The following is a 25,598-nucleotide window of genomic DNA, read 5'->3' on the forward strand; positions in this document are numbered from 1 at the left end:
CGTTATTGGCCGTTTTTGAGATTGATCGCAGAAAAACGCTGAGCCCAACGGTGCGCCTGACGAAATTGATGAACAGTCGAGCGGTCGCTTGGGCTGGCGAGTGCTTCGACGGCGGTTTTGCGCAAATCGCTGTCTTCATCCACGATCCAGACCCCCGGTTCTCGGTCGCGCAGGGCCATTTCACCGAAGCGAGTGGAGATGACGGGCAGGCCGAGGGCGCGGTACTCGTAGTATTTGATCGGGTCGACCGAGGCGGTCAGGCGGTTGAGCTTGAACGGGATCAAGCCCACCGAAAACGTTGTCATGGCTGCGATTGCACCGGCATGGGAGCACTCGGGGAGCAGCTCGATGTTGGCGGGCAATACGCAAGGCGGTGGTGTGAAGAGGGGGCCGATCAGCCGGATCTGGTTTCCAGGATTGGCCTGCGCCAGCGCGATGACCAGCTCCCAATCGAACCAACGCCCCAGCGTGCCAACGTAGCCGAGTACCTGCTGTTTGACACCGAAGTCCAGGCTTTCGACCGGCGCCAGGGCATGCATGTCACAGGCATTGAGGGCCAGTTCTACCTGGTCGGTCATGCCCAGGAGTCTGTCGCGAAGCGGGCTGGAGGACGCCAGTACTGTGCCCACCTGTCCAATGAGCTGCGCCTGGCGACGCTCCATGGACCTGCGTGACAGGCCCTGATAAAAGGCCGGGAAATCATCCATGGCATCGTAGACGGCACGGCTGCCAGGGATGAGGGCGAGCAGTTGCAGGGCCAGTTCGGAAGGTTTTCCGACACAGATCATGCAGGGCCCTTTTGCGGAAAATGCCGCAGCCTCTTTGAACAGGTTGCGCCACAGTCGCTTTAGGAGCAACGCCGAGCCCGGAATGGGCTCGATGGGTAAGCTCCGGGGTTTGCAGATCTGCAACCAGGGTGGAACGGCGACGCTTTGCTGATCGGCAACAGGCGGTTTGCGCTTGAAATCGTTCAGCGTGGGTAAACGCGTCGGGTACGGATCGATCCAGAGTACTGGCGCCCCGGTCTGGTTGTGATACCCGTTGACGAAGTGATGGGGGCGCTGGCTGAAGCTGGCCCATGGCACCGGGGACAGGTAGATCATGCGCATGACTGGAAGTACTGCCTGAGAGCGTCGACGATGCGCGCGGCGGCCTTGCCGTCACCATAGGGGGAAACCCCACGTGCCATGCGCTGGTAAGCCTGTGGGTCATCGAGCAGACGCTGTGCCTGTTCGACGATGGTGTCCCGGTTGACGCCCACCAGCTTGACCACGCCGAGCTCGACGGCCTCCGGGCGTTCGGTTTCCTCCCGCAATACCAGCACGGGTTTGCCCAGGGCCGGGGCTTCTTCCTGCACGCCCCCGGAGTCACTGATGATCAGGTAAGAACGCTTCATTGCCGCGATAAACGGTGCGTAATCCAGCGGTGCGCAGAGGAGAATGTTCGGCGTCTGGCCGAGCAATCGGTGCGCGACATCCTTGACGTTCGGGTTGGGATGGACCGGGTAGAGGATCTGGATGCCTGGGTTGCGCTCGGCCAGGTCCTTGAGGGCCTGGCAGATATCCTGGAACGGTTCGCCGAAGTTTTCCCGCCGATGGGCGGTCACCAGCACCAGGCGTTTGTTGGCGTCCAGTGGGATAGTCAAGGCGGAGTCTTGTGCGGCTGTCATCAACAAGGCATCGATCACGGTATTGCCAGTCAGGGTGATATCCCTGGCGGCGACACCCTCGCGCAGCAAGTTGTCCACGGCCTGCTGGGTAGGCGCGAAATGCCAGCGAGCCAGTTTGCCGGCGATCACCCGGTTGGCTTCTTCGGGGAACGGATTGCCTAGGTCCCCGGTACGCAGGCCGGCTTCAACATGGCCAAAGGGAATCCGCAGGTGGAAACACGCCAGTGCGGCGCACATGACCGTGGTCGTGTCGCCTTGAGCCAGTACGACGTCCGGTTTCTCGGCTTGCAGTACCCCGTCGAGTTCAAGCAGCAAGCGTGAGGTCAGCACCGTCAATGACTGGTTGGGGCGCATGATGTCCAGGTCCAGATCGGCGGTGATTGCGAAGCCCTCAAGCACCTGGTCCAGCAAGCCTCGGTGCTGGGCGGTGGCGAGCACCCGACAAACGATATTGTCTTGGGCCTGGAGCGCCTTGATCACAGGGGCCATTTTGATGGCCTCCGGACGCGTACCGACGATGCAGAGTACCTTGCGTGTCATGCCTTGTGATTTCCTATCGTTGTTACGAGTGAACGGGCTATCCGGTCCGCGTTGGCCATGAGAGTCAGCGTGTGGGATTTCTCGGTCAGGCTGGGCAGGCAGGCGCCGTCGACAATATGCACGCCGCCAAGGCCCGCGATTTCGCCGAGGCGATCGGTTTGCCCGATCCTGGGCGCCGAGTGCATGGGCAGGGTGCCCGCATAATGGATATCCGCCCCCGGCCTGCCGACCGTGAAGCTCATGGGCATCAATAGTGCGCCCATTTTCCAATAGATCCGCCGCAGCTTTGCTTCGGCGGTCTTCATGAGGCCGGGAAGCTCCGGATGCTCGTGGCCGTTGATGCTCAACGAACCGTCAGGGCGCAAGACCGCCGTGTTGTGAGACAAGTGCCCGGGCAGGAAGATATTCCCGACGACGCAGGCGCTGAGCAGGTTTTTTAGCAGTTCGATGCTGTAGCGTTTGCTCATGGGGATCCGGCTGACAAACTCGGTCATCGGCAAGCCCGTGGTGCTGAACGTCGAACCGAAAGCAGTGGTACTGGCCGTCAGCGCCAGGACGAACGATAACTGGCCCAGGCCAAATGTCGACACCCTTGGGGTGCCGAGCATTTTTGGCAGCCACAGCAGGAAGGCGGCCGTCGGCGATGACAGCAGCGGGATCGGGGACGAATGGTTCAGGCCCTTGAGGGCGAGCCGGGTCGTGGCCAGGGTGCCCGTTGCCAGCAGCAGGCGCGTACCGCAGAAGCGCCGGGCGCAGCGATGATCGGTGATCGCCCATGCACCGTCCAGTTTCTGCAGATCCTCCACGAGGAAGTCCTGGACGTGCTGGAACCCAGGGTATTGCTTGAGTTTTTGCAGCTCTTGCGAGGCGCTATACAAGGCCTGGTTCTGACAGCCCCACAAGCAGTTTCCAGACAGGTCGCAGGCCTTGCGCTCGTCCAGCGGTTGGCTCAAGACGGCGACCCTGGAGCGGCCAAGGCGAAACCCCTGTTCGGGAAACGCCGATCGGCGCCGGGTGTATTGATCGAGCAGGCGCTGGTGCAGTGTGTCCAATGGCAGGGGCGGTTGCGACCACTCATCGAGACCGAAGTAGCTTGAGAGATCATCGTCGATCCGGCCACTGATACCGATCCGGCGAGTTACCGTTTCATAGGACGCCTGCATCTCGGAGTAATCGATGGGCAGCCCGGCAAAGTCGCTGGCCCCGAGCGTTGCCACGCCGCAGCCCCAGGCATTGGACAGGCCTCCGGTGGCCAGTGAACCGATGCCGATAAAGTTGTCGGTCTCGATGCGATTGCGGGCGCTGAACCCTTCGAAAACATGGGCGTGGGTCGGCGTCTTCAGCTTGGGCGATACCGCGTCCAGTTGGCTCAAGGCGTGGAAGTTTTCGCCGATCATCCATTTCCACTGATGCTCGTCGTTTGCCCTGGCGCTGAGAAATGGACGCGTCGGCGCTGTCACTGAGCCTGTATCGGCCTGGGCATCGACCATCAGGACTTTCAGGCCCGCCTTGACCAGCGGATAGGCTGCCGAAGTCCCGGCCGGACCGCTGCCGACAATGATCACATCAAATTCAGGCTTCACGGTGGGCTTCACTTCCATGCAACAGTTGGCGGGCAAAGGGGCGGCCTAACAGCGCCGCTATCTTCCACGCCAGCGCTTTGACCGAGGTGAGTCCCAGCGCAACCAGCGTGGCGACCAGGCTGCGCGGCTGTTGGGCGCCGAGAAACACTTGCGCGCCCTGGGGGCAGGCTTCGGCTATACCGAGTGCAACCTGCAGGCGCCAGGACAGTTCCTGGCCGCCGGGCTTGTGCAGGACACCGGGATTGTCCAGAAGCGCCAGGAGTATCGGCCAGCGCATCAGCAAGGGTGAATGAATGATGGGTCGGGTTTTACCCGCACGTTCCAATGCCCTGGCGTAACGATTGACCAGGTTTTTTTGCGGCGGGCGTTTGAGCAGGTAGTGCAGGAGGATTGCGGCTTCTTGCAGAAGTCCGCGACGTTGCCCATGGCCGGAGCGATGCATGCCGTAGGCAAGGGGGCGCAACTGGATGCCGAGTTTTTGCAGGGACTGCGCGCTGTCCATGGGCGGCAGGTGGATGAGGGAAAAAATCCGCGCCAGGCCCCATTTCGCGCTCAAGGAGCGTCCGAGTGACAGGCGCAATAGCCTGAGCAATGCCACCGGCAGAGGGACTGGCAGGCGAGCGGCACGCACCCGGTGCGCGGCAATCGACATCAGGAAGCTGCCAAAGGCAATCGGCTGCACGGCGCCCAGATTGAAGATCTCGGCGTGAAGGTCATCCCGCTCGACGACCGCTAAGATCGAGGCTGCCAAGTCGTCGACATGAATAGGTTGCACGCCAGGCGCCGGCATCAGGATCGGAACGAACGGGCTGCGGCGCACCAACCCTGACAACACGCCAAAGAGCCCGCGTTCGGGGCCACCATACACTTGGCCAGGACGGATCACGGTGCCCCCGGCGGCCAGCACGTGCTGCTCGATACGCCACTTTGTCCGGCCATAAACGCCAGGGGCCGTGGCCATGGCGGTTTGACTGGAGATGAAGATGAACCTGGCCGAGCCTTGTTGGGCACAACGGATCAGTGCCTCGGCCGCCTTGACTTCGTCGTCCGCGTTGGTGGGAGATGTCGATGTGTCGGCCGCCAAATGGATCAACACCTGGGTGCCCGCCGGGCATTCGGGCGCCAGGCCCTGCAGGTCATAAGGGAGCCAGGTATAGGTGGCGGGACATGGCTGGCGCGTGGCGCAAATGACCTCGTGTCCGCTGGCCGCCGCGAGGGCTGACAAGCGTTGTCCGATGTAGCCTGTTGCGCCGGTAATCAGTAGCTTCATCGTCATGCGCCTTCGGCGCGGTCAGTGGGAACAGGCGGGTGCGCAGCGCAATGGAACACGAACAGTTTGCTGATCCAGTAAGTCAGCACCACGCAGGCCACATCGGAGACAAATTTCACCAGGGCAGGGCTGTTGACGAAGTACAGCCCCACGCTGAACAGCGCCGAAGCGAGCGGAATATTGATGGCAAGCAACGAGAAATAGCGCACCGCTTGAACCTTGCTGCTGCCGCCGGTCGACTGGAACGTGAAGTGCCGATGCAAAAAGAACGCGAACACACCGGCGACGCCTTTACCGGCGATGTTGGCCAGGACGGGTTGATCGTTGAACAAGGCCATCAATAGCAAGAAAGTCCCCATGTCCAGCGCATAGGCCACGAGTTGGATGATGCCGTACCTGATAAAGGTCAAGACTTCCTCCGGATGACCACGATGTGGTGCAGCGCCAATACCCGTCTCAACGGATACAACAGTTTTTCAACGACCTTGAGCACAGAGATCAGCGCGTCGGGCAGCAACTGGCGAAAGTTCAAGCCGCCGGAAGTCAGGTAGCGCAGATAGTTGCCGCAGATTTCCTGGTGGACGATTTCCAGGCCCGGGTGCTTGCGCTCGAACGCCTGCCTGTCGCGAACGAAGACGATGTAGCTGAGGGCTTGGTTGGCACCGTTCATGGGCCCGGTCGACGGGGTTTCCCAAGATGGGAAGTGCATGTCGAAGCCTTCGGATTTGAACAGGCGCTTATAGAGAAAAGCGGCAAAGGGGCCGTGGAAGGGTTCGATCAAAATGGCGCCGCCGCCAATCTTGAGGGTTCTTTCCAGCTCCGTGAAGAAGCGATCGGGATGAGGGAAGTGGTGAAAACAGTTCTGAGCGTAAAAGGCCCTGACCGAGTGATCGTCCAGGCTCATTGCCTCGGCATTGAGCGCCATGTCCAGTTGCTCGGTGGCGACAATGTCCGTCGCCAATACTTCAGGGTATGAGTGACGCATGGGGGCGATGCCTGCCCCCAATTCCACCTCAAGACCTTCGACCTTGAAATAGTGGTCCGCCAGGCGATGAAACGCATGGTGGAACTCCACGAAGACTTCCCGAAGCATCCGCTTGCGCTCAAGCACTTTGCCGTGAAGTTCCAGGCGTTCGCTGCCATCGACATCCAATGCCTTGAGCGACGGGTCCGATAAAAAATCTCTCAGCGCTTTAATGAGTTTTCTTCCCGCAATGACGTTGCTTTAACACGCCTGGATTGCCGTGGCCGGCTGGGCACCGAGGCGATGTCGTAACCGAGGAACGCCATGATCAGCTGCAACCCCATGAGCATGGGCAGTGCACTGAGCATCACCGTGCCGGCGGGAGTCGCGATGCCATTCTGCGCCGATTCATACCAGTGATAACTGCCGAAGAAGACGCCGAACAAGAACATGACAATCCCGATCGGCAGCTCGATCGAGGCCAGGGACATGTCGCGAAGATAATAGTTGTAGAGCACACGCTTGGTGAAATTGCGCAGGTGTTTGAACAGGAATTCACCGACGATTTTCGAGATATTGAGGTGACTGACCTCATCGCCGTATCGGGCTTCCATCGGAATATCCACCACGACGGCACGCACGGTGTTCAAGCGGAACAGAATGTCGGTCTCGAAAAAGTAGCGTTGGCTGACCTTGTCCAGGGGTAAAAGCCTGGCGACGTCGCGGTGAATCGCCGTGTAGCCGTTGGTGGGGTCGAACAGATCCCAATAACCCGTCGACAGTTTGGCCATCAGCGACAACACGGCGTTGCCGAAAAGGCGGATGCGTGGCATCGATTGGATCTCTTCCAGATCGAAAAACCGATTGCCCTTGGTGTAGTCGGCTTCTCCCGCCAGGATCGGCTCGATGAACAGCGGGATCAGGGTCGGGTCCATCTGGCCGTCCCCATCGACTTTGACGATGATACTCGCACCGTCGGCGAGGGCGGCTCGATAGCCGGTCATGACCGCACCGCCCACGCCTTGGTTGACCTCATGGGGCAGCACCTTGACCCGGGGGTCGTGACAGGAAGCCAGGACATGCCCGCCGGAGCCGTCCGGGCAGGCATCGTCGATGACGTAGATGCGCCAGACCTCCGGCCCTATGGCCGCTATGACGGCGTCTATATGAGCGGTAACCCGATAGCTGGGGATGACGACGGCGACGCGTTGCTCGTCCGTGAAAAGCGCTGTTTTTGAGTTCATCGATATCGCCCACTATTGCCTGAATGAAAGTGACTTGAACTCCAGGGGAGTGTCGGTATGCCCGGATGCATAAATGATCACGGACGCGGCATTCGCAGGGGCGACGACGCTCATCTCATGGGTCTCCCATTGCGTGGTGCAGTCAAACGTTTCGATGCTGGTGGTAATGAAGTTGCCTTGGTCGTCCATCCAATTGGCCTGGATTCTTCCGGCGGTGACCGTCGTTGCGCAACGTGCGGAAACGCTGTTGATGTACGTCAGCCCCGGCGTCACTTCGACCCGCTGTGTGGCCGGTGTCTTGACGTTGACGGTCAGGATCTTGCGCGACGCGTCATAGGTCGAGGGTGACGTCAGGCTCCAGCCCTCGAGGCTGGACAGCTCTGGGTTGAGCAGGTGTTCGTAGTGCGTGTCATTGAGTTTGCGCAGTTCCATGTCACCCAGTCTGGCATACGACGTGGACACCGTGAGCAGCCGATCGAGTGGCGCCTGGTGAAGGGACTTGAGGTCGATCACCAGCCAGCTCACCTGGCGCCGGCGCAAGCGCTGGGCAAGTTCTGATGGCGAGGTCGCCGCGTCGAACTCGTTTTTCCATTTCAGGTTGTACCACGACGCGTAAAGGGCATCGCCATGCAAACCCGCCATCAAGGGCGACGCAAAGACCGCCACGGGCTGATGTCCGGTATTCAAGGCGTTGACGGTGTCGACCATTTTTCGAATGGGCAGGCGTTCCAATAGATAGGCATCCCGACCTGCTGTGCTCAAGAGTGCAGAGGGTTTGATGTCGCCATAGTAAGTCGCGGCCTGGATGAAACGGGTATTGGTCAGGACCAGCACGGCACCGGCGATGATGGCGAGGCCGCGCGGGAAGATCCTGGTGTCGGAAAAGGGCAGGGCCAGGATCACTGAGAACAGCGCGAAGGAGGGGAACACATAACGCAGGTAGGCCGTTGAGTGGAACGTCATGAACATCGCGCCGGCGCCGACCAGGAGGATGCACAGGGCTTTTTTGTTGCCGCTCAACAGCACGGAGACGGCAGCCGTGGGCAGCAGCAGCCATTGAAAACCTGCTGCGCCAACCCGCCCCTCGATGAACTGAGGCGATTTGAAGACCATTCGATACAGGGTGTCCCAGGTCACCCCGGTACCGAAAGTGGCCGGTGGTTCGAAGTTGATGTTCGGCCAGAGCGGCGAATGGAAAATGGCATTGAAAAACGGGAACACTGGGTTGCCGGTCAAGTACCCGGCAGAGACGTAAGGGGTAGCACCGGCCAGTATCAGGGCGACACTGCCCAGCAGGAACGTCTTGACGATCCCGTGGACGGCCCAGGCCTTGTAGTGCAGCAAGAGGATCGCCAGCAGGACCGGCAGGACGCTCAGGGTCACGGCCTTGGTCGCCATGGCGAAGCCCAGCAGGAGGCCCGCCAGGAGCAATTGCGACAGGCGCTCCCTGGGCTCCGGCGTAGCGCTTGAGACCTTCAGGATCGCCAGCGTCCCGGCCATCATGAAGGCGGTCCACGCCGATTCGATGTGCAGGCTGCTGCTTTCAGCGAAGGCGAGGGGCGTTGACAGAAAGATCAGGCTGGCCCAGCGGGCGCTTGTGGCGGAGCCTCCGGCCCAGAGGGTCATGTTGCGGATTTGCCACGCCAGCAGCAGGGTGAACGCGCTGTTGCTCAGGCGCGAGGCTGTTTCACCGGCCAGCATATAGACAATGCTGTAGATCCAGTCGGCCAGCATGGGCATGACCGCCCACACATAGGTGCTGGCGTCGAACGTCCATTGATGCTGTTGGGCCAGGTGTGACGGGACAAAGAGGTGCATGGCCAATGCGTCGTGCCCGACCTCCGGCATGAAGGCGACCAACACATAGAGGCAGGCGAAGCTGCAGATCAGTACGTCGAGCCCCGTCTGGAGGGGTGTTTGCGCTGAGCGGTCGGCCCGGATTTGCCGCAACAGTTCACGGCCTATCGAGGTGATGTGTCTACGCCCCAATACAAGCGGCAACAACAGCAGCGCGCCATACAGCCAGGGGTAGTTGATCGGCAAGTAGGCCGCCAGGCCTGTCAGCGTGCCGAACGTACCGGCTCCCACCAGCAGGTGGACGCTCCAGTCGTCCAAGGTTTCTTGCCTGAGCATCCAACTGCCGAGCACGGTCGAAGACAGTGCGAACACCGCGACGACCATCACCGGCCAAATCTGTGCGCAGGCAATGGACAGGCACGCCAGCAAACCCAGGCAAAGAATGATCGGTGGCTTGCGAGTGAAGACGGTGAGGGCGGCCAGCCCTGCCAGTGACAGCAATATCGTCCGGGTGCCGCTGTTCATGGACGCCAGTTCAAGCGTCGAAAAACCGTATGCGCCGACCACCGCACTCGCCAGCAAAACCAACAACACCACTGCGTATTTCAGGCTGAATCTGGGCAAAATATCGTCTCGGCTAAAGGGGCAACGCTGTCCATTAAGGCAAACCAAGATCCGTGGCGAGGGAGCTTGCTCCCGCTGGGCTGCATAGCAGCCCCAAAAGGCAGGATGCGACCAACCTGACACGCTGCGGAGGCTGGGTTCAGGGCCGCTTCGCAGCCCAGCGGGAGCAAGCTCCCTCGCCACGGATTCATCGGCTCCCTTGAATAAATGGCATTGCCTGCAAAGGGGCTGCTTATACGTCTCGGTACGTGTGCGGGACCCAGGATCCCCACTTGCTTTCGTAGATCGCCCGGTTCTTTTCGAAAAGTGCCTGTTTTTTCCTTGCGCCCAAGGTGTTGAACGAGGCGGACAGGTGGTGGTGCACGAAAACGTCTTCGGCACACGCCGCGCGCATGCCACGACGCTGCACGCGACGGCAGTAATCGTCATCCTCGAAGAACCCCAGGCCATACTCTTCGCACAGGCCACCGATTTGCTCGTAGGTCGAGCGCGGGAACATCACGCAGAAAAAGGCCAGGGTGTTGATTTCGAACCACTCGCCCATACGGGCGCGGCTCATCTGCGCGGCTTCGGCGGGCATGTCTTCGATCCGGCCATAGCGGGTGCTGACTTTGGCCTCGTTGCCGATGTTGTTGGTGATCGGGCCGATGATGCCGATTTCCTTGTGGTCCTGCAGATGGCGGATCAAGCCTTTGATCCAGCCGGCGGTGACGACCGTGTCGTTGTTCAGGATGACCAGATAGTCGCCACTGGCCGCTGCGAGGCCCTGGTTGTTGCCGGCGGCGAAGCCCTTGTTGTCCGGGTTGAGGATGACGATCCGGTCCGGATGTCCCTTGGCCCAGGCGGTGAGGTAGGCCGGGGTCTGGTCGCTGGAGTGGTTGTCGACGACGATGATTTCAAGGTTCGGGTATTGGCTCTGGGTCAACAGGCTGTCGAGGCAGGCCTTGGTCAGTTCGAGGTTGTTGTAGGTCAGCACCACGACGCTGACTTTGGGCTGGGGCAATGCCGCGATGGCATCGCGCAGGCTGGCGGCCCGGTGCTGCCAGGTCTGGCCTCGGGCGAACGATTGACGAGCCTCCAATGTGGCGCTGGCCTCCGGCAGTGCTCCCAGGACAGCGCGCAGGGTCGAGATGAACTCAGTCGGCTCTTCAACCGCCCAGACCAGTTTGCCGAACTGGCTCAACTCCGGCAGTTTCACCGACACCACCGGTTTGCCCGCGCTCAGGTATTCATAGACCTTGACCGGGTTGGTGGCGAGGGTCAACGGCATGACCTTGAACGGTAGCAGGCAAACGTCCATGGCGTGGAGGTAGTAAGGCAGGGCGGTATACGGGACTTCACCTTCCAGGATCACATTCGGGCAGGCCTTGAAGTGTTTTTTTGCCTGGACGATATCACTGCCGATCAACAGAATCAGGTGCTGCGGGAAGGATTGGGCGACCCGCTTGACCAGGTCCAGGTCGAACCATTCGGCAATAACGCCGTAGTAACCAATGATCTTTCTGTTGGCAGGGTCCCGGTAGACCCTGTCGGGACGTCGGCTGAAGAAACTGAACTCGCAGGCGTTGCGGATCACCTCGACGTTGCGGTTTTCCCGCTTGCCGTGTTGTTCGATCCAGTCGGATGTCGCCACCAGCAGATCGGCCCTGCGCATCAGGGCGATTTCCAGGTCGAGCAGTTCCTGGGCAACGTTGCCGAAACCTTCGTGATGATCCATGCAGTCATAGACCAGGGTGGCGTTGGGGACACGCCTTGCCAGCGGAAACCAGTAGGCGTGCTGGACAATGCAATCCGCGGCATCGACGTTCGCCGCTTCCAGGAGCATGGCCAGGCCTTCGCACAACTGGCGGATCACGGCCGCTGACGGCGGTGCATGATAGATGGCCGGTGCACCGCGTACCTTGAAACGGATCTGGAACAGCCGGTGGGAGCCTTCCAAAGGTTCTGCTTGGAAGCCGGGGGCCTCGTCGTCGATGAAATTGTTCGAGATATAAAAAGTCGTTTGTCCGGCCCGGGCCAATTCCTTGGCCAGGTTTTGCGGGCGTTGGATGCGAAAGTGCCAGTCAATCACGCCGAACATCAGGATCATGGGCTGCCCGAGGCTGGACGGTACGGCAACGTTTACGGGCGGTGGCAGAGTTTGCAGCGCAAAACCAGCGTCTGGCGATGATTCGCCTGGTGTTGCCTTGCCGGGTTTCAGCCAATTTCGAAGCCGACGCGCCAGTTTGCTTTTCTGCTGTGCGGTGAGGGGCAACCAGGCGTAGACCCGGCGCGATAATTTATACAATTGCTTGCGTATCGAATAACGCAGCGGTGCACGTTCGATGGCGTTGCCCCAGTCGGAAAGCTTGAACAACTCGGCTTGCTTGGCCGCCAGTTGGGCACGCAAATCCACCGCCCAATCGGAAAACACGACAGCCTCTTTTTCCTTTGTCTGGATTAATGCCTCGGCGTCCTTGAGGCGCTGTTCGGCCAGCCGCAGTCGCTCACGCAGCCGCCCGGTCTTGCCTTCTTGAAGTGACAGGCGGGTGCGAAGCGCTTTTGAATCGAGGTTCAGTTGTTTGATAAGCCGATCTCGATTCTCGATTTCCTTGACCAACTGCAAGGCTTCAATGGATCTGGATTGTGTTGAGCGAGTCAGTTTGTCAATGCAATCAACGAGACGGTTGATCTGGTCCATGCGGTTTTCTGGTCCTTTGGTCAATACGGCAACGCATACTCGGTCTTTCAGGATCGATGTTGGCTTCAATCAACAGACAGGCCCTGGCTCCAGCCGTGCATGAATCATCATAGCGGCTGCTGGACGGGGCGCCACGCCAACAAGCGTCATATGACGTCGGCAAAGCCTTTGCGTGTCCGCTGGAACCAGGCGAACCCTGAGCAGGCAATCAGTACGGAGGTCGCCGAATAAGCGGCCAGTTGCCCCCATTGTGGCGCCTTGCCCCAAAACAGGACATCGCGAACCATTTCCACCGGCAGTGTCAGGGGATTTGCCTGCAGGGCGACCTGGTAGCTTTGGGGCAGGGTCGAGAGTGGATAGAAAATCGGTGAGAGAAACAGCATCGCCGTGATGATAATGCCGATGAACTGGCCGATATCGCGCAGGTAGACGCTTATCGAGGCGAGAAACCAGGAGATTCCCAGCGTCAGCAGCACCAATGGGAACAGCACCACCGGTAGCAGAAGCGCGGTTACCGGAGGGGTACCGAACAGGACGATATAGAACACCAGCCAGGCCAGGACGCTGACCGCCATGTGGAACAGTGCTGCGCCGAGCGACACCAGGGGCAGGGTTTCCAGTGGAAACACGATCTTCTTGACGTAGTTGGTATTGGCCAGCACCAGGCCTGGCGCACGGTTCACGCATTCGGAAAACAGGTTGAAGACCAGCAGGCCCGCGAACAGCACCAAGGCGAATTCGCTCTTGGATTCACCGCCCCCAGACCAGCGGGCCTTGAAAACGACACTGAACACGAATGTGTAGACCACCAGCATGAAAACCGGCGTGAAGAACGACCATAGAATACCGAGCATCGAGCCTTTGTAGCGACCGATGACTTCCCTGCGGATCAACACGTAGATCAAGATTCGATTGATCAGGACACTCTTGAGCATGGCAACGGGGGACGTGCTGAACGACTGCATCGGAGCTTGATCCTCAAGACAATAGCGGAAGCTCCTTGAGCGCATCCTCATGGAGTAGGCCCAGTGTAGATTCATTCGAAGTTTTTTATCCCATCTGTGCTTAACTCATCCGCAGCATCCAGCGAAGGACTGATTCAGTAACGCCGCAATAATGGCCGTGATTCATGGAAGGGTTTTGCCGATGTCGTTTGAAGTGGCCATCCGCGCCGAAAACCTGAGCAAGTGTTATCAGATTTACGATGCCCCCAAGGACCGCCTGTTGCAGATGCTGGTGCGCGGCAGGAAGCGTTTCTATCGCGAGTTCTGGGCCCTGGACGATGTTTCCCTGACCATCGCAAGGGGGGAGACCGTCGGTATCATCGGCCGTAATGGCAGTGGCAAATCCACCTTGTTGCAATTGATCTGCGGAACGTTGATGCCGACCCGGGGCAGTGTCCAGGGGCAGGGTCGGATTGCGGCGTTGCTCGAGCTGGGGTCTGGTTTCAATCCGGAGTTCACCGGCCGGGAAAACGTCTATGTGAATGCGGCGGTGCTGGGCTTGAGTCGCTCGGAAATCGACGCTCGCTTCGATGACATCCTCGCTTTTGCCAATATCGGCGACTTTATCGACCAGCCCACCAAAATCTATTCCAGCGGGATGCTGGTGCGGCTGGCCTTCGCCGTTTCGGTCTGTGTCGAGCCCGAGATCCTGATCGTCGATGAGGCCCTTTCCGTCGGCGATGCCTCGTTTCAATTCAAATGCCTGAATCGGCTGGAAGAACTGGCTGCCAAAGGCACGACCCTGCTGTTCGTCTCCCATGACATGAGCATGGTCAAGCGCTTTTGCCATCGGGTCATCTATCTGCGCGCAGGCCGGGTCGTTGCCAGTGGTTCGCCCGATGAAATGGCCGAGCTGCATTTGCTCGACATGCGCGACGAGCAACGCCGCTGGGCCAGTGGCGGGGTCATACCGGTGACGCGCAAGTCCTTCATGGGCGGGCAGGAGGGGATGGCCTTTGGGACCGAAGAGGGGCACATCAGCGCTGCCTGCTTCACCAACACCCAGCAGCTCTCCTCCAGTTACCTGTATGGCGACGACATCGAGATTCGTGTCGAGGCGTTGCTGCATGAGTCGATCACTCAACCCAACATCAGCTTCACCATCCAGGAAGCCAGGCTGCTGGTGATCGGCGGGGGGAACTTCGCACTGCAAGCAGGCCCGGCCGAGAATGGCTGGCGGCGCGCGGCGATCACGGTGCGCTTCCCGGCCAACCTCGCCGAGGGGCGCTATCATGTCACGCTCAAGCTGTTGCACGGCGCGACGGAAGACACCTCGCAACTGATCGAGAAACAGGTGGCGCCCTTGGCGTTCGACATGTTGCCGAACCACAAGCATTTTCTGGGCATGGTTGACCTGGGGTTGCAGAGGATCGACCCTGGACCAGTCGAGTCGCTTGCCAAGGCCTGCGGGACTCAAGGAGAGAAGGTCTTGACGCAACACCTGGACGAGCGCACGTGGCAGGTCGCTATATTCGGAACCTTTGATGTAGAAAACTACGGTGATCTGCTGTTTCCGATCATTGCCGAGGCGGAATTGGTCCGGCGCTTGGGTTCAGTCAACCTGCATCGTTTTTCCTATCACGGAAAAAATCGACCTGAATGGCCCTATGCGGTGACGTCTTTGACGCAGTTGCCTCATGTAGCGGCCAGCCTGGATGGCGTTTTGATCGGCGGGGGCTTCCTGATCCGGTTCGATAAAGTCGTTGCCCACGGCTATGGTCCGACAACCGCCAATATCCATCACCCCACCGGTTACTGGTTGACCCCTGCGCTTATCGCGCAGCAGCACGGGGTTCCGGTCATATGGAATGCCCCCGGGATGCATTGCAACAGTATTCCCGACTGGGCCAGGCCGTTGTTGACGATGGCCCTTGAGCAAAGCCAGTACGTGCGCGTCCGTGATGCGCTGTCGCGCGATGCCCTCGGTGCACTCACCCCGCAGGCCGAGATCGAAGTGCTGCCCGATACCGCGTTCGGCTTGCCCCGCCTGATCGATGAGCAGCAGCCTTCCGTCGAGTTCGTTCGCCTGCGTGAGCAGGCCGGGTTGACGGGGCCCTACATCGTGATCCACGCCATTCATGTGGTGGAATCTTTTGTAAAACTGTTCGAAGACCACGCCGAGGCGTTCCAGGGCTATCAGTTTTTGGTGGTGCCGATAGGCCCTGTCCTGGGGGACGATCCGTCGGTCATTGCCGGGCGCTTGCCTGGGGCCGTCACCTTGTCGTTCTGGCCGGAACCGTTGCTGATGGCGGAAATTCTCAGCCAGGCCCAAGCGGTGATCGGCCATAGTTACCACCTGGCAATCACCGCCCTGGCGTTTGGCGTCCCGGTGTTTTGCTCGGCGGACCTGACCACGGGCAAATACACGGCGTTGGCTGGGTTCGACACACTCCACGCATTGCCGGATGTGGCGACGGTCGATCCGCAATGGTTTCTCGCGCGGGTGGGCAAGACCCGCCCATCGCCCGCGGCGCTTGCGGCGGCAGATCGGTTGGTCGAGCATTGGGACCGGGTCGCGGCGATCATTCGCCAGGGCAAAACGTCGTCCCAGCCGGTGTTGGGCGCTTTTCTACAGCATCTGCCCAATCTGCTTGAAAGCGCAGCCCAGGGTCGCGACCCATTGCCGGCTGAATGTCCGGCAAGCCCCGTCGTGGCGGAGCCTGAGGTCATCGAACCGACGCCGGAGCCGGCAACACAGGCGCTCGCCCAGCAGCAACGGATTGCCCAACTCAGTCAGCAACTGGCCCTCAGTGATGCCAGGATGCTTGAGTTGCAGAACTCCAATTCATTCCGAATGACCGCGCCACTGCGTTCCATTGCCCGTGGTATCAGAAACCTGACAGCGAACAAGAACAGACAATGCTAGATCTCTCTCGTCTCACGCCAGCGGCGCTAAAGTCTCACCCGTTCTCATGGGCTGAAATTGGCAGTCTGTATTCGGCCGGGGATGCCGCTGCGTTGGCGGCAACCTTCCCCCATGATCACTTCAAGACGGTGAGTGGCTATGGGGGTGAAAAAAACTATGACTATGAGGCACGCGCCCTGGTAGACATGGGCAGCCATACCATCGCTTTCCCCGAAGAACTGAGCGAGGCGTGGTTGAGGCTGGCGCAGGATCTTGGCTCGGCCGGCTATCGAGAGGCCATGTCGGAGCTGACCGGGGTTGATCTGCGCAGCGTGCCGATGGAGGTCAACGTTTTTCATTACGGTCCTGGCGCGAGCCTGGGGGCCCATCCAGACCTGCCCGATAAACTGGTCACCCATATCCTGTATTTCAATGAGTCCTGGGACCGCAACGACGGCGGGTGCCTGAACATCTTGCACCGTAACGATCCCACTGCCGTGGCGGCCGAGATCGAGCCCCTGGTGGGCAACTCGGCGATCCTGGTACGTTCGGATAACTCCTGGCATGCTGTCACGCCCGTGGTGAGCGGCTGTCATTCCTCCCGCCGCAGCCTGACGGCAACGTTCTACCGACCGGGGTCCCTCAGTTCCATGTGGCCACCGGGCGACAGCACTCCACTGCATGGATACCCACGTGCTTAAGCTCGACAGCACCTTGATTGACCGCGACGCCGCCTTGGCTCAAAGAGATGCGGCCATCAATGAGCGCGATATTGCCTTGGCAAAAGTCGACTTCCTGCAAAACACCCGTTCGTGGCGTTTCACTCGCCCCTTGCGCTCGCTGTTCCGATGGATGCGTTATGGGTTTGCCGCTACCCAGGAGTTCCCCGACACGGCCGCTGCAATCGTCTACCCGGCCGCACCGGAACCGTTGCCGAACGTTGAGGTGGAGGCTGATTTTGACACGAAGGGACGCCTGGATATTCTCTGCTTCGCCAACATCGATTGGGCCGCACGCTTCCAGCGACCGCAGCAGTTGATGAGTCAGTTTGCGAGCAATGGTTATCGGGTGTTTTATATCGTCCCCGCCCGTGTGCCGGAACAGGCACAGCTCTATGGATTGACATCGGTGGCGCCCAATGTCTTTGAAGTGGTCCTGCAGCGCGAGGCGCAAGAGGCGTATTACGAAAAAATAGTGACGCCTGAAAATCATCAGGCGTTGCTGCGTGCCCTGGCTGCATTGGTCGCCGACATGCAGATCAGAACCGCCCTCTCGGTGGTGCATATCGCTTACTGGAGCCCCGTGGCACTCAGCCTGCGAGCCATGCATGGCTGGCGTATTCTCTATGACTGCATGGATGACTGGGATGGTTTTCCGAACATCGGCGAACAGCTGCTGAGCGAGGAAAAGACCCTGGTTGCCCAGGCGGATCTGGTGACCGTTTCCGCCGCGTTGCTTTACCACAAGTGGTGCGCCCATAACCCACGCTGCGTGCTGGTGCGAAACGCGGTGGATTTCGCTTTTTTTCGGCAGCACTGCTTTACCAATGATGTGCTGAACGGGCTTGTCGGGCCTGTCATTGGTTACTACGGTGCCCTGGCGCAATGGCTCGATTTTCCTTTGCTGGCGGCGTTGGCGGACAGGCGGCCAGAGTGGAACTTCGTCCTGGTGGGGGATATTTTTGTCGACGATCTGGCGGGCCTTGAGCGCAAGCCCAATGTCCAGTTGTTGGGCCGCAAGCCTTATTCGCAGATGCCGCTTTACCTGGATCATTTCGATGCCTGCCTGATTCCCTTCAGGCTCTACAACGTGACGCATGCGGTCGATCCGGTGAAGTTCTACGAGTACATCAGCGCAGGCAAGCCGGTGATCTCCACGCCTTTGACGGAGATGAGCATTTACAAAGACCTGCTGTACTTCGCCACCGGGGTCGATGAGTTCATCGAGCAGATCGAGCGTGCCTTGGCCGAGCGCGACCTGGCCCTGTACAAGCGGCGCGTGGAGCTCGCCCGAGCGAACGACTGGAAGGATCGATTCAATAGCATGCAACTTGCTATCGTCGGGCTGTACGAGAAAGTCTCCATCGTGCTCGTGACATACAACAACCTCAACCTGACGATTCAATGTGTAAACAGCATTCTGAGAAATACCACCTGGCCCAATTACCAGCTCATTGTCGTCGACAACGGCTCGGAGGATGGTACGGGCGATTATCTTGAGCGCCTGCGCCAAGAGGTGCCGACCGCGAAGGTCATCCTCAACCCCGACAACCGAGGCTTCGCTGCGGCCAATAACCAGGGCTTGCGAGAAGCCGACGGTGACATCCTGCTGTTGCTCAATAACGACACGGTAGTGCCTGGCGGCTGGCTGGATCCGCTGGTCAGGCATTTGAGAGAGCCGAGTATCGGCTTGGTCGGACCGGTCACGAATGCGGTAGGTAACGAAGCGAAAATCGCGATTTCCTACACCGACATTCAACAGATGCAAGATTTTGCAGACCGCTACACCGAAGCCCGCAAGGGACAGACGTTCGACATCTCGATGCTGGCGATGTTTTGTGTCGCCTTTCGCCGCAGCATCCTCGAAGAGGTGGGTTATCTGGATGAAGCATTCGGCATCGGCATGTTCGAGGACGACGACTACAGTCGTCGCGTACAGGCGGCCGGCTACCGGACGGTCTGCGCCGAAGACGCGTTTATCCATCATTACGGGCAGGCGTCGTTCAGGAAGCTGATCGCCAGTGGTGAGTACCAGGCGCTCTGGGACAAAAACCAGGCGTACTTCGAAAGCAAATGGGGGGCGTGGCAGGCCCATGTTCATCGTGACGAGCCTGGCGGGGAAACGGGGGAGAAGGCTGGGTCGCAATAAGGCCGGCACCGACACATCCAACATCATCGCCACCATGCCAAGGCTGTTTCAGCGCCCAGGCAAATCTTCATCCATCAGATGAAACGCCCGGGGAGCAAAACCAAGCCAGTCACTGGCGTGCGAATGGTCGAACACCAGGTCCTGGTTCATCCGCCCCACCAGGGCGCTTGAAAGATGTCGGTAACGTGGCAGGCAGCGCAAAATCGAAACGCCCACGCTGAGTGCCTTGGCGGGAAGGGGCAGCGTTCGCTCCGGGCGTCCCATGGCCTGGAAGATTCGCCGCACCATCGTGTGATACGGCAAGACTTCCCCTCCTGAGAGGTTGTAGCCGCCACTGGGCAGGCCAGGTGTACTCATGGCGGACAGACACGCCTGGATCACGTCATCCCCATGCACTGGCTGGCGCAAGCCGGTACCGCCACCGATAAGCGGGAAAAATCCGAAGCGTTGAATGAAACGTGCTATTTCCGAGATGTTCTTGTCGCGGCCAAAGCCATAGATCAGGGTCGGTCGCAGGATCACCCATTCGATTTGCCGTTCGATCGCCCACTGCTCGAGTTGTTCTTCTGCACAGATCAAGCGTTGCGCCACGTCGCGCTCCCGAGCGTCAGGCGATGCGTGCTTGGCAAAGCGGCTCGTGGAGGAGAGCACGACAACGCGTTTGACGTGGGTGCTGGCAAGGCGCTCCAGGTAGTCGGGCAGCACCCAGAGGGGGGCGAATGACAGGAACGTGTCCAGCGCCAATCCGTGCCAGTCGTCAGCCTTTCGCCACGTCACACCGGGACAGGACACCGTGGGCAGGCTTCGAGTGAAGGCGCTCGTCAGGTGGCCGGTTTGTGCCAGCAATGGCAGGGCACGCTTGCCCAGGAGGCTGGAGCCGCCCAATATTCCTATCCGCAATTGAGCGCTCTTATCGTAGGTTCCATGCATTTCTAAACCGGGTGGTGGCGTGGCGAAGGACCACCAGGCCGAATCGAAACCAGACCCCGATCACCACGCTGATCCACAGGACGGTAGGGTACTTGCGGCGAAAGAACTTGCGATAGAAACGCAGGAATCCCAAGTGTTTGTGCCATTCGACGAAATAGGGACGATGACGACTGCAACCACCGAATACATGCATCACCCGGGCATCAGGTACGAACAGTACGCGCCAGCCGGCCTGATGGAAGCGCATGCACCAGTCCAGGTCTTCGCAATGAAGGAAATAGTCTTCGTCCCATAAGCCGACACTCTCGATCGCTTCGCGCTTGACCAGCATGCACGCCCCGGAGATGGCCTCAACGACAACGGGCGTGCCGGGTAGCGGCTCCTTGTGCAATAAAAAATCGGATAACAGCGATGGGAAAAGTACTGAGAGCCGCGAAAGTCCGAAGGCCCGCATGAAGGCACGCCTGGGCGTGGGGAATACCCGGCGCCCACCGGCTTGCTCGCTGCCGTCCGGGTTGCACAGGAACCCTCCGACCATGCCGATCTCCGGCGCGCTGCGCAGCGCCAGTAGCAAGTGGTCTATGGCATCGGCGGCCAGCACGGTGTCGGGGTTCAAGAAAAACAAGTTGGGGGCCGCTGACAGGCGGGCACCTTGGTTGCACGCCACGGCGAAGCCGAGGTTGGCGGCATTGCGTACGATTTGAAGCGAGTTGCCGGCAGCATGGGTTCGCTCCACCAGCATCAGGCTATCGTCGTGGGAGTCGTTATCCACCACGATCACTCGGGAAGCGCCGGCGGCAAATGCCGACCCTACACACGCCAGCAAAAGCTTGCCAGCGTTGTAATTGACGATGATCACATCACACTCGCCACGCAGAGATGATGTGGCCCATTCATCCATAGCGAGCAGTTCCACTGCTTCCAACTTCATCACTCCATTGCTCAAACCTGGATACGTATGGGGTCGCAACTACTCAGGTCTGTATCAAAGATAGCAGGTCCGTGCCCTGCGACCAGTTCCGGCCAGCGCTTTCAGAACGTTTGCCCCAAGGAAAACTGGAATACCTGCGTATCAGCGTTATCCGGCGTTCGGACCGGAAAGGCGACGTTGGCGCTCAACGGGCCCAGCGGGCTATACCACGTCACCCCGACTCCCACCGAGCTGGCCATCTGGCTGAGGTCGACCCCATCGCATCCCTGGGTGGTGCTCAGGTAGCACTTGTCGGAATAGACGCTGCCAACGTCCCAGAACACCGAGGTACGCAGTGATTTGTTGTCTTTGATGAAGGGCAGTGGGAACAGGTACTCCACGCCGCCGGTGATGAGTATGTTGCCGCCCAGTGACTCGGTGTCCCGGTCGGAGTAGTAGGCTTGGCCGGCGCTGGCATAGGTGCCGGTGGCCGGCGTGTTGCGCGGGCCGAGGGTACCGCTTTCAAAGCCGCGCACCGAGCCTTCGCCACCGGCGGTGTAGTTTTCATAGAACGGCAGGCCGTCGGTCGAACCGTAGCTATTGCCGTAGCCGAGTTTGGTGTGTAAACGCAGCGAGGTGGCGTCGGTGACCGGCAGGAAGGCCTGCCCGGTGTAGTCGATCTTGTAGAAGCTCAGATCACTGCCAGGCACCGTCGCCATCAGGTTAAGGCTTTGCGAATGCCCCCGAGTGGCCAGCACGCCTTTGTTCAGGGTTGATTCTGACCAGCCGAGATTAGCCTTGAAGTTGGTGAAGTCCTTGCCTTCACGCTCGATGAAATCGTAGATCTCATCGGCGCTGTAGGTCCCCGGTTCGATGCTGTCATGTTGCACCGTCACGCCGAAATTCAACCGTGAGGTTTCATTGATCGGGTAGCCGAGGGAGGTGCCGGCGCCGTAGCTATTGATGGAATAGTACGAATAATCGTCATCGTAATATTCGTTGTAGTCAGTGGCGTTGTAGAACAGGTTGTAACCCAGGCTCACGCCGTCTGGCGTGAAGTAGGGGTCGGTAAAGCCGATGTTGTACTTGCTTTGGTAGGACGAGCGGGTCAGGCCCAGGCTGGCGGAGTTGCCGGTGCCGAGAAAGTTGTTCTGGGTGATCGAGCCGCCAAGGATCAGGCCGGCGCTTTGCGAGAAGCCGACGCTGGCGCTGATCGAGCCGGAAGCCTGCTCTTCGACGCTGTAGTTCACATCGACCTGGTCATCGACACCGGGCACTGCCGGGGTCTCGACGTTGACTTCCTTGAAGAAACCCAGGCGCTCCAGGCGGGTCTTGGACTGGTCGATCAGGTAGGTCGAGGCCCAGCCACCTTCCATCTGGCGCATTTCACGGCGCAGCACTTCGTCCTCGGACTTGGTGTTGCCACGGAAGTTGATGCGGTTGACGTAGGCGCGCTTGCCCGGGTCCACGGCGAAGGTGATGTCGACGGTATGGTCTTCATCATGCGGCTGCGGCACACCGTTGACGTTGGCGAAGGTGTAGCCCTCGTTACCCAGACGGCGGGTGATCAGCTCGGAGGTGGTGGTCATCAGCTTGCGCGAGAACACCTGGCCCTTCTGCACCAAGAGCAGCGACTTGACCTGGTCTTCAGGCACTTTCAGGTCGCCGCTGAGCTTGACGTCACGAACGGTGTATTTCTCGCCTTCGTTGACGTTGACGGTAATGTAGACGTGCTTCTTGTCCGGGGTGATGGACACCTGGGTCGAGGCGATGTCCATGTTGATGTAGCCGCGGTCCAGGTAGTAGGAACGCAGGCGCTCCAGGTCACCGGAGAGTTTTTCACGGGCGTACTTGTCGTCGTTCTTGAAGAACGACAGCCAGTTGGTGGTCTTGAGTTCGAACAGGTCGATCAGGTCTTCGTCAGGGAAAACCGTGTTGCCCACCACGTTGATGTGCTGGATGGCTGCCACGGTGCCTTCGTTGATGTTGACCTTCAGGCCGACGCGGTTGCGCGGTTGCGGCACCACTTCGGTGTCGACGGTGGCCGAGTAGCGACCCTGGGCAACGTACTGGCGTTGCAGTTCGTTACGTACACCTTCGAGGGTGGCACGCTGGAAGATCTCGCCTTCGGCCAGGCCGGATTGCTTGAGGCCTTTCATCAGGTCTTCAGTGGAGATCGCCTTGTTGCCTTCGATCTCGATACTGGCGACCGACGGGCGCTCGACAACGGTGATGACCAGCACATCACCGTCGTGTCCCAGTTGAATGTCCTGGAAAAAACCGGTCTTGAACAGCGCACGCGTGGACTCCACCAGGCGCCGCTCATCCGCGTTATCACCGACGTTCAACGGCAAGGCACCGAAGACACTGCCAGCGGAAACGCGCTGGAGGCCGTTGATACGAATATCGGAAATCTTGAAGCCTTGGGCGTGGGCAAGTGTGACATTGAGCAGCAGTGCAGCCGAGCAGAGCAGGCGCGAAAAATTCATCAAGATCTTATCCAGGACACATCGACAGGTGGTGTAGGTGGACGCGGATATCTCACCGCAAGACGAGACACCGCGGGAGCGAGCGGGCTGGTGGCGAGCAAGCATAAAAGTTCGCTGCGTTTGGTGCGGTTAACCCAATGTCAAGTTAGGTAAAGGTTGGCCTGCGGCGATGACGGTGCGCGGCACACGGGCGATAATGGGCCGACACCTACTCAAGAGCGCCCCATGATCTCTGTATTGCTAGTCGACGATGACCAGGAACTGACGGGAATGCTCAGCCAATACCTGGAGCGCGAAGGCTTTGAGGCGACTGCCGTGCACACGGGGGAGGAAGGCGAGGTGCAAGCGCTGTCCGGTCGCTATAGCATCGTGGTGCTGGACGTGATGCTGCCGCGGTTGTCGGGTATCGAGGTGCTCAGGCGCATTCGGGCCGTGAGCCAGGTGCCGGTGGTGTTGCTGACAGCTCGTGGCGACAACATCGACAAGATCACCGGCCTGGAGCTGGGCGCCGATGACTATGTGCCCAAGCCCAGTTCGCCGGGGGAGCTGGTGGCGCGTTTGCGGGCGATCATGCGCCGGGTGCAGCCAGCGGATCGGCCATCCAGCGAAGTGATCAGGACCGGGCCGCTGGTCCTGTGGCCCGGCAAGCGCCAGGCGCTCTGGCAGGGGCGCGAGCTGGGGGTGACCAGCACCGAGTTCAGTTTGCTCGAGGAACTGGCCCGCTGTGCCGGGCAAGTGGTGAGCAAACAGAACCTGTCGCTCAATGCCCTGGGTTGTCCCTTGACTCGCTATGACCGGCGCATCGATGTGCACATCAGCAGCATTCGCCACAAGCTGGGACCGCGCCCCGATGCCAAGGCCTGGATCCAGAGCGTGCGGGGCCTCGGTTACCTGTTGATCGTCGAATGATGAAGCCCAGCCGGCTGTTCTGGAAACTGTTCCTGGCGTTCTGGCTCGCCACCAGTTTGACGTTTCTGGTCGGGTTGGGCCTCTTGGTCATGGGCAGTTCCAGGCCGGGTGATCCTCATCTGGAAACGGTCCTTGCTACAGAAGAGCAGCTATTGCGACAGTTTGGCATCGAGTCGGGCCGGCAACTGCTGGCGGTGTGGGAACACCCGGATGACCAGGCCGTTGGCGTCTATGACAGCGCAGGTCAGCTGTTGGCCGGCACGCCAGTGCCGCAACCGGCCTACGAGCGATCGATCATCGGCAAGGACGGCATCGTGCTGTCGCTCAAGTCATCCCATCCCCTGGACAAAAAAGGCGACAGAGGGCCGAGTCACTGGACGCCGTTGATCATCGGTACGGTCATGAGTGCGCTGTTCAGCGGTTACATGGCGTTCTACCTGGCATGGCCGCTGGCCTATCTTCGACGCGCCATGAGTGACGTGGCCCAGGGGCGCTTCGAGACCCGGGTCAAGCCGATCATGGGGGAGCGACGTGATGAGATCGTCGATCTGGCCGAAGACTGCGACCGAATGGCCAACCAGTTGAAGCTGTTGGTAGACGCCCAGCAACACTTGCTGCACGACATCTCCCACGAATTGCGCTCACCGCTGACCCGCATGCAAGCGGCCATCGGGCTGCTGCAGCAAGATCCAGCTCGCCTGGAAATGGTGGAACGCATCGACCGTGAGTCGGTGCGCATGGACACGCTGATCGAGGCGTTGTTGACCCTGGCACGCCTGCAGGGGCGACCGGAGAGTATCGAGCGCGAACCAATCGATGTGGTCGAGTTGCTGTCGGTGATCGTCGAGGACGCCCGATTCGAAGCGCAAATGAAAGGCTGCCAGGTCACCTTGCAGGCGTGCCCGGCGTTTGTCAGTCGGGTCAGCGGTGAGCTGTTGTATCGGTGTTTCGAGAACGTCATTCGAAACGCGGTGCGTCATACCCGGCCAAACACCACGGTGATGGTCGTGGCGAAGGTCAATGGCGTCGCAGATGGCTTGACGGTGCAGATCAGCGATCAGGGCGCGGGTGTTGAACATTCGCGACTACAGAGCATCTTCAACCCGTTCGAACGTGGCTTGAACGAAGTCAGTGCCGGTTTCGGCCTGGGCCTGGCCATTGCCTCAAGGTCCGTGGAAATACACGGTGGCACCATCCTGGCGCGCAACGAGCCGTCCGGTGGGCTGACGGTGGAAATCAGCTTGCCTCGTAGGGGGTGATCTTTACACGATA

General features: G+C 59.8%; 17 protein-coding genes and 2 pseudogenes. 6 read left to right on the plus strand and 13 right to left on the minus strand.

Annotated features, from left to right (window positions below; translation table 11 throughout):
- Positions 1–2 precede the first annotated feature (2 nt).
- From TK06_RS01025 to TK06_RS01070, 10 genes are all read right to left on the minus strand, one after another.
- Entirely contained in the window at positions 3–1,109 is a 1,107-nt protein-coding gene (locus TK06_RS01025) for a glycosyltransferase (protein WP_063320411.1), read from the minus strand.
- A complete protein-coding gene (wecB, locus tag TK06_RS01030; protein WP_063320412.1) occupies positions 1,100–2,209 on the minus strand; it encodes a non-hydrolyzing UDP-N-acetylglucosamine 2-epimerase in 1,110 nt (369 codons plus the stop codon). Before wecB ends, TK06_RS01025 begins: the two co-directional genes overlap by 10 nt.
- A complete protein-coding gene (locus tag TK06_RS01035; protein WP_063320413.1) occupies positions 2,206–3,792 on the minus strand; it encodes an FAD-dependent oxidoreductase in 1,587 nt (528 codons plus the stop codon). Before TK06_RS01035 ends, wecB begins: the two co-directional genes overlap by 4 nt.
- Positions 3,782–5,062 carry an NAD-dependent epimerase/dehydratase family protein gene (locus TK06_RS01040; RefSeq protein WP_086936541.1) on the minus strand — a complete coding sequence of 427 codons (1,281 nt, stop codon included), beginning with the start codon at positions 5,060–5,062 and terminating at the stop codon, positions 3,782–3,784. The genes TK06_RS01035 and TK06_RS01040 overlap by 11 nt, the downstream gene beginning before the upstream one ends.
- Before the next feature lie 2 nt (positions 5,063–5,064).
- Complete coding sequence (locus TK06_RS01045; protein WP_063320414.1) at positions 5,065–5,472, minus strand: GtrA family protein; 408 nt, start codon at positions 5,470–5,472, stop codon at positions 5,065–5,067.
- On the minus strand, positions 5,469–6,155 hold the full coding sequence (locus TK06_RS01050; RefSeq protein WP_238992575.1) for a class I SAM-dependent methyltransferase: 687 nt from the start codon (positions 6,153–6,155) through the stop codon (positions 5,469–5,471). Before TK06_RS01050 ends, TK06_RS01045 begins: the two co-directional genes overlap by 4 nt.
- Before the next feature lie 92 nt (positions 6,156–6,247).
- A complete protein-coding gene (locus tag TK06_RS01055; protein WP_063320416.1) occupies positions 6,248–7,270 on the minus strand; it encodes a glycosyltransferase family 2 protein in 1,023 nt (340 codons plus the stop codon).
- A 12-nt stretch (positions 7,271–7,282) separates the two neighbouring features.
- Positions 7,283–9,691, minus strand: coding sequence for a phospholipid carrier-dependent glycosyltransferase (locus tag TK06_RS01060; RefSeq protein WP_238992576.1), 2,409 nt, complete (start codon positions 9,689–9,691; stop codon positions 7,283–7,285).
- A gap of 232 nt (positions 9,692–9,923) precedes the next feature.
- Complete coding sequence (locus TK06_RS01065) at positions 9,924–12,371, minus strand: glycosyltransferase (protein WP_063320418.1); 2,448 nt, start codon at positions 12,369–12,371, stop codon at positions 9,924–9,926.
- 146 nt (positions 12,372–12,517) lie between these two features.
- On the minus strand, positions 12,518–13,336 hold the full coding sequence (locus tag TK06_RS01070) for an ABC transporter permease (protein ID WP_063320419.1): 819 nt from the start codon (positions 13,334–13,336) through the stop codon (positions 12,518–12,520).
- A 181-nt stretch (positions 13,337–13,517) separates the two neighbouring features.
- Between TK06_RS01070 and TK06_RS32845 the strand changes: the two are divergent.
- From TK06_RS32845 to TK06_RS01085, 4 genes and pseudogenes are all read left to right on the plus strand, one after another.
- Positions 13,518–14,741 (plus strand): annotated as a pseudogene (locus TK06_RS32845) (ABC transporter ATP-binding protein); the annotation flags it as partial.
- 138 nt (positions 14,742–14,879) lie between these two features.
- Positions 14,880–16,241, plus strand: a pseudogene (locus tag TK06_RS32850) (polysaccharide pyruvyl transferase family protein); the annotation flags it as partial.
- Positions 16,235–16,921, plus strand: a complete 687-nt coding sequence (locus TK06_RS01080) for a 2OG-Fe(II) oxygenase (protein WP_063320421.1) — start codon at positions 16,235–16,237, stop codon at positions 16,919–16,921. The pseudogene TK06_RS32850 and the gene TK06_RS01080, both read left to right, overlap by 7 nt.
- Positions 16,914–19,088, plus strand: coding sequence for a glycosyltransferase (locus TK06_RS01085; protein ID WP_086936543.1), 2,175 nt, complete (start codon positions 16,914–16,916; stop codon positions 19,086–19,088). The genes TK06_RS01080 and TK06_RS01085 overlap by 8 nt, the downstream gene beginning before the upstream one ends.
- 48 nt (positions 19,089–19,136) lie before the next feature.
- Here TK06_RS01085 and TK06_RS01090 read toward each other — a convergent pair whose 3' ends face one another.
- From TK06_RS01090 to bamA, 3 genes are all read right to left on the minus strand, one after another.
- On the minus strand, positions 19,137–19,973 hold the full coding sequence (locus tag TK06_RS01090; protein ID WP_203417397.1) for an NAD-dependent epimerase/dehydratase family protein: 837 nt from the start codon (positions 19,971–19,973) through the stop codon (positions 19,137–19,139).
- 25 nt (positions 19,974–19,998) lie between these two features.
- Positions 19,999–20,943 (minus strand): glycosyltransferase family 2 protein, encoded by a 945-nt coding sequence (locus TK06_RS01095; RefSeq protein ID WP_086936752.1) that lies wholly within the window; start codon positions 20,941–20,943, stop codon positions 19,999–20,001.
- 107 nt (positions 20,944–21,050) lie between these two features.
- The gene (bamA, locus tag TK06_RS01100; protein ID WP_063320424.1) at positions 21,051–23,417 is read right to left on the minus strand and encodes an outer membrane protein assembly factor BamA; all 2,367 of its coding nucleotides are present in this window, start codon (positions 23,415–23,417) and stop codon (positions 21,051–21,053) included.
- Positions 23,418–23,642: 225 nt separating this feature from the next.
- Here bamA and TK06_RS01105 point away from each other — a divergent pair, with 225 nt between their 5' ends.
- Entirely contained in the window at positions 23,643–24,326 is a 684-nt protein-coding gene (locus tag TK06_RS01105; RefSeq protein ID WP_063320425.1) for a response regulator transcription factor, read from the plus strand.
- Entirely contained in the window at positions 24,323–25,585 is a 1,263-nt protein-coding gene (locus TK06_RS01110) for a sensor histidine kinase (protein ID WP_063320426.1), read from the plus strand. The genes TK06_RS01105 and TK06_RS01110 overlap by 4 nt, the downstream gene beginning before the upstream one ends.
- The last annotated feature ends 13 nt before the right edge of the window (positions 25,586–25,598 follow it).

Source organism: Pseudomonas fluorescens (assembly GCF_001623525.1).
In the GTDB taxonomy this organism is placed as follows: Bacteria; Pseudomonadota; Gammaproteobacteria; order Pseudomonadales; family Pseudomonadaceae; genus Aquipseudomonas; species Aquipseudomonas fluorescens_Q.

Coding starts and splice junctions, on each gene's coding strand:
- TK06_RS01025 (WP_063320411.1), bottom strand. CDS start 1,109: ATGCGCATGATCTACCTGTCCCCGGTGCCATGGGCCAGCTTCAGCCAG.
- TK06_RS01110 (WP_063320426.1), top strand. CDS start 24,323: ATGATGAAGCCCAGCCGGCTGTTCTGGAAACTGTTCCTGGCGTTCTGG.
- bamA (WP_063320424.1), bottom strand. CDS start 23,417: ATGAATTTTTCGCGCCTGCTCTGCTCGGCTGCACTGCTGCTCAATGTC.
- TK06_RS01050 (WP_238992575.1), bottom strand. CDS start 6,155: ATGCTTCGGGAAGTCTTCGTGGAGTTCCACCATGCGTTTCATCGCCTG.
- TK06_RS01105 (WP_063320425.1), top strand. CDS start 23,643: ATGATCTCTGTATTGCTAGTCGACGATGACCAGGAACTGACGGGAATG.
- TK06_RS01070 (WP_063320419.1), bottom strand. CDS start 13,336: ATGCAGTCGTTCAGCACGTCCCCCGTTGCCATGCTCAAGAGTGTCCTG.
- TK06_RS01040 (WP_086936541.1), bottom strand. CDS start 5,062: ATGAAGCTACTGATTACCGGCGCAACAGGCTACATCGGACAACGCTTG.
- wecB (WP_063320412.1), bottom strand. CDS start 2,209: ATGACACGCAAGGTACTCTGCATCGTCGGTACGCGTCCGGAGGCCATC.
- TK06_RS01055 (WP_063320416.1), bottom strand. CDS start 7,270: ATGAACTCAAAAACAGCGCTTTTCACGGACGAGCAACGCGTCGCCGTC.
- TK06_RS01065 (WP_063320418.1), bottom strand. CDS start 12,371: ATGGACCAGATCAACCGTCTCGTTGATTGCATTGACAAACTGACTCGC.
- TK06_RS01080 (WP_063320421.1), top strand. CDS start 16,235: ATGCTAGATCTCTCTCGTCTCACGCCAGCGGCGCTAAAGTCTCACCCG.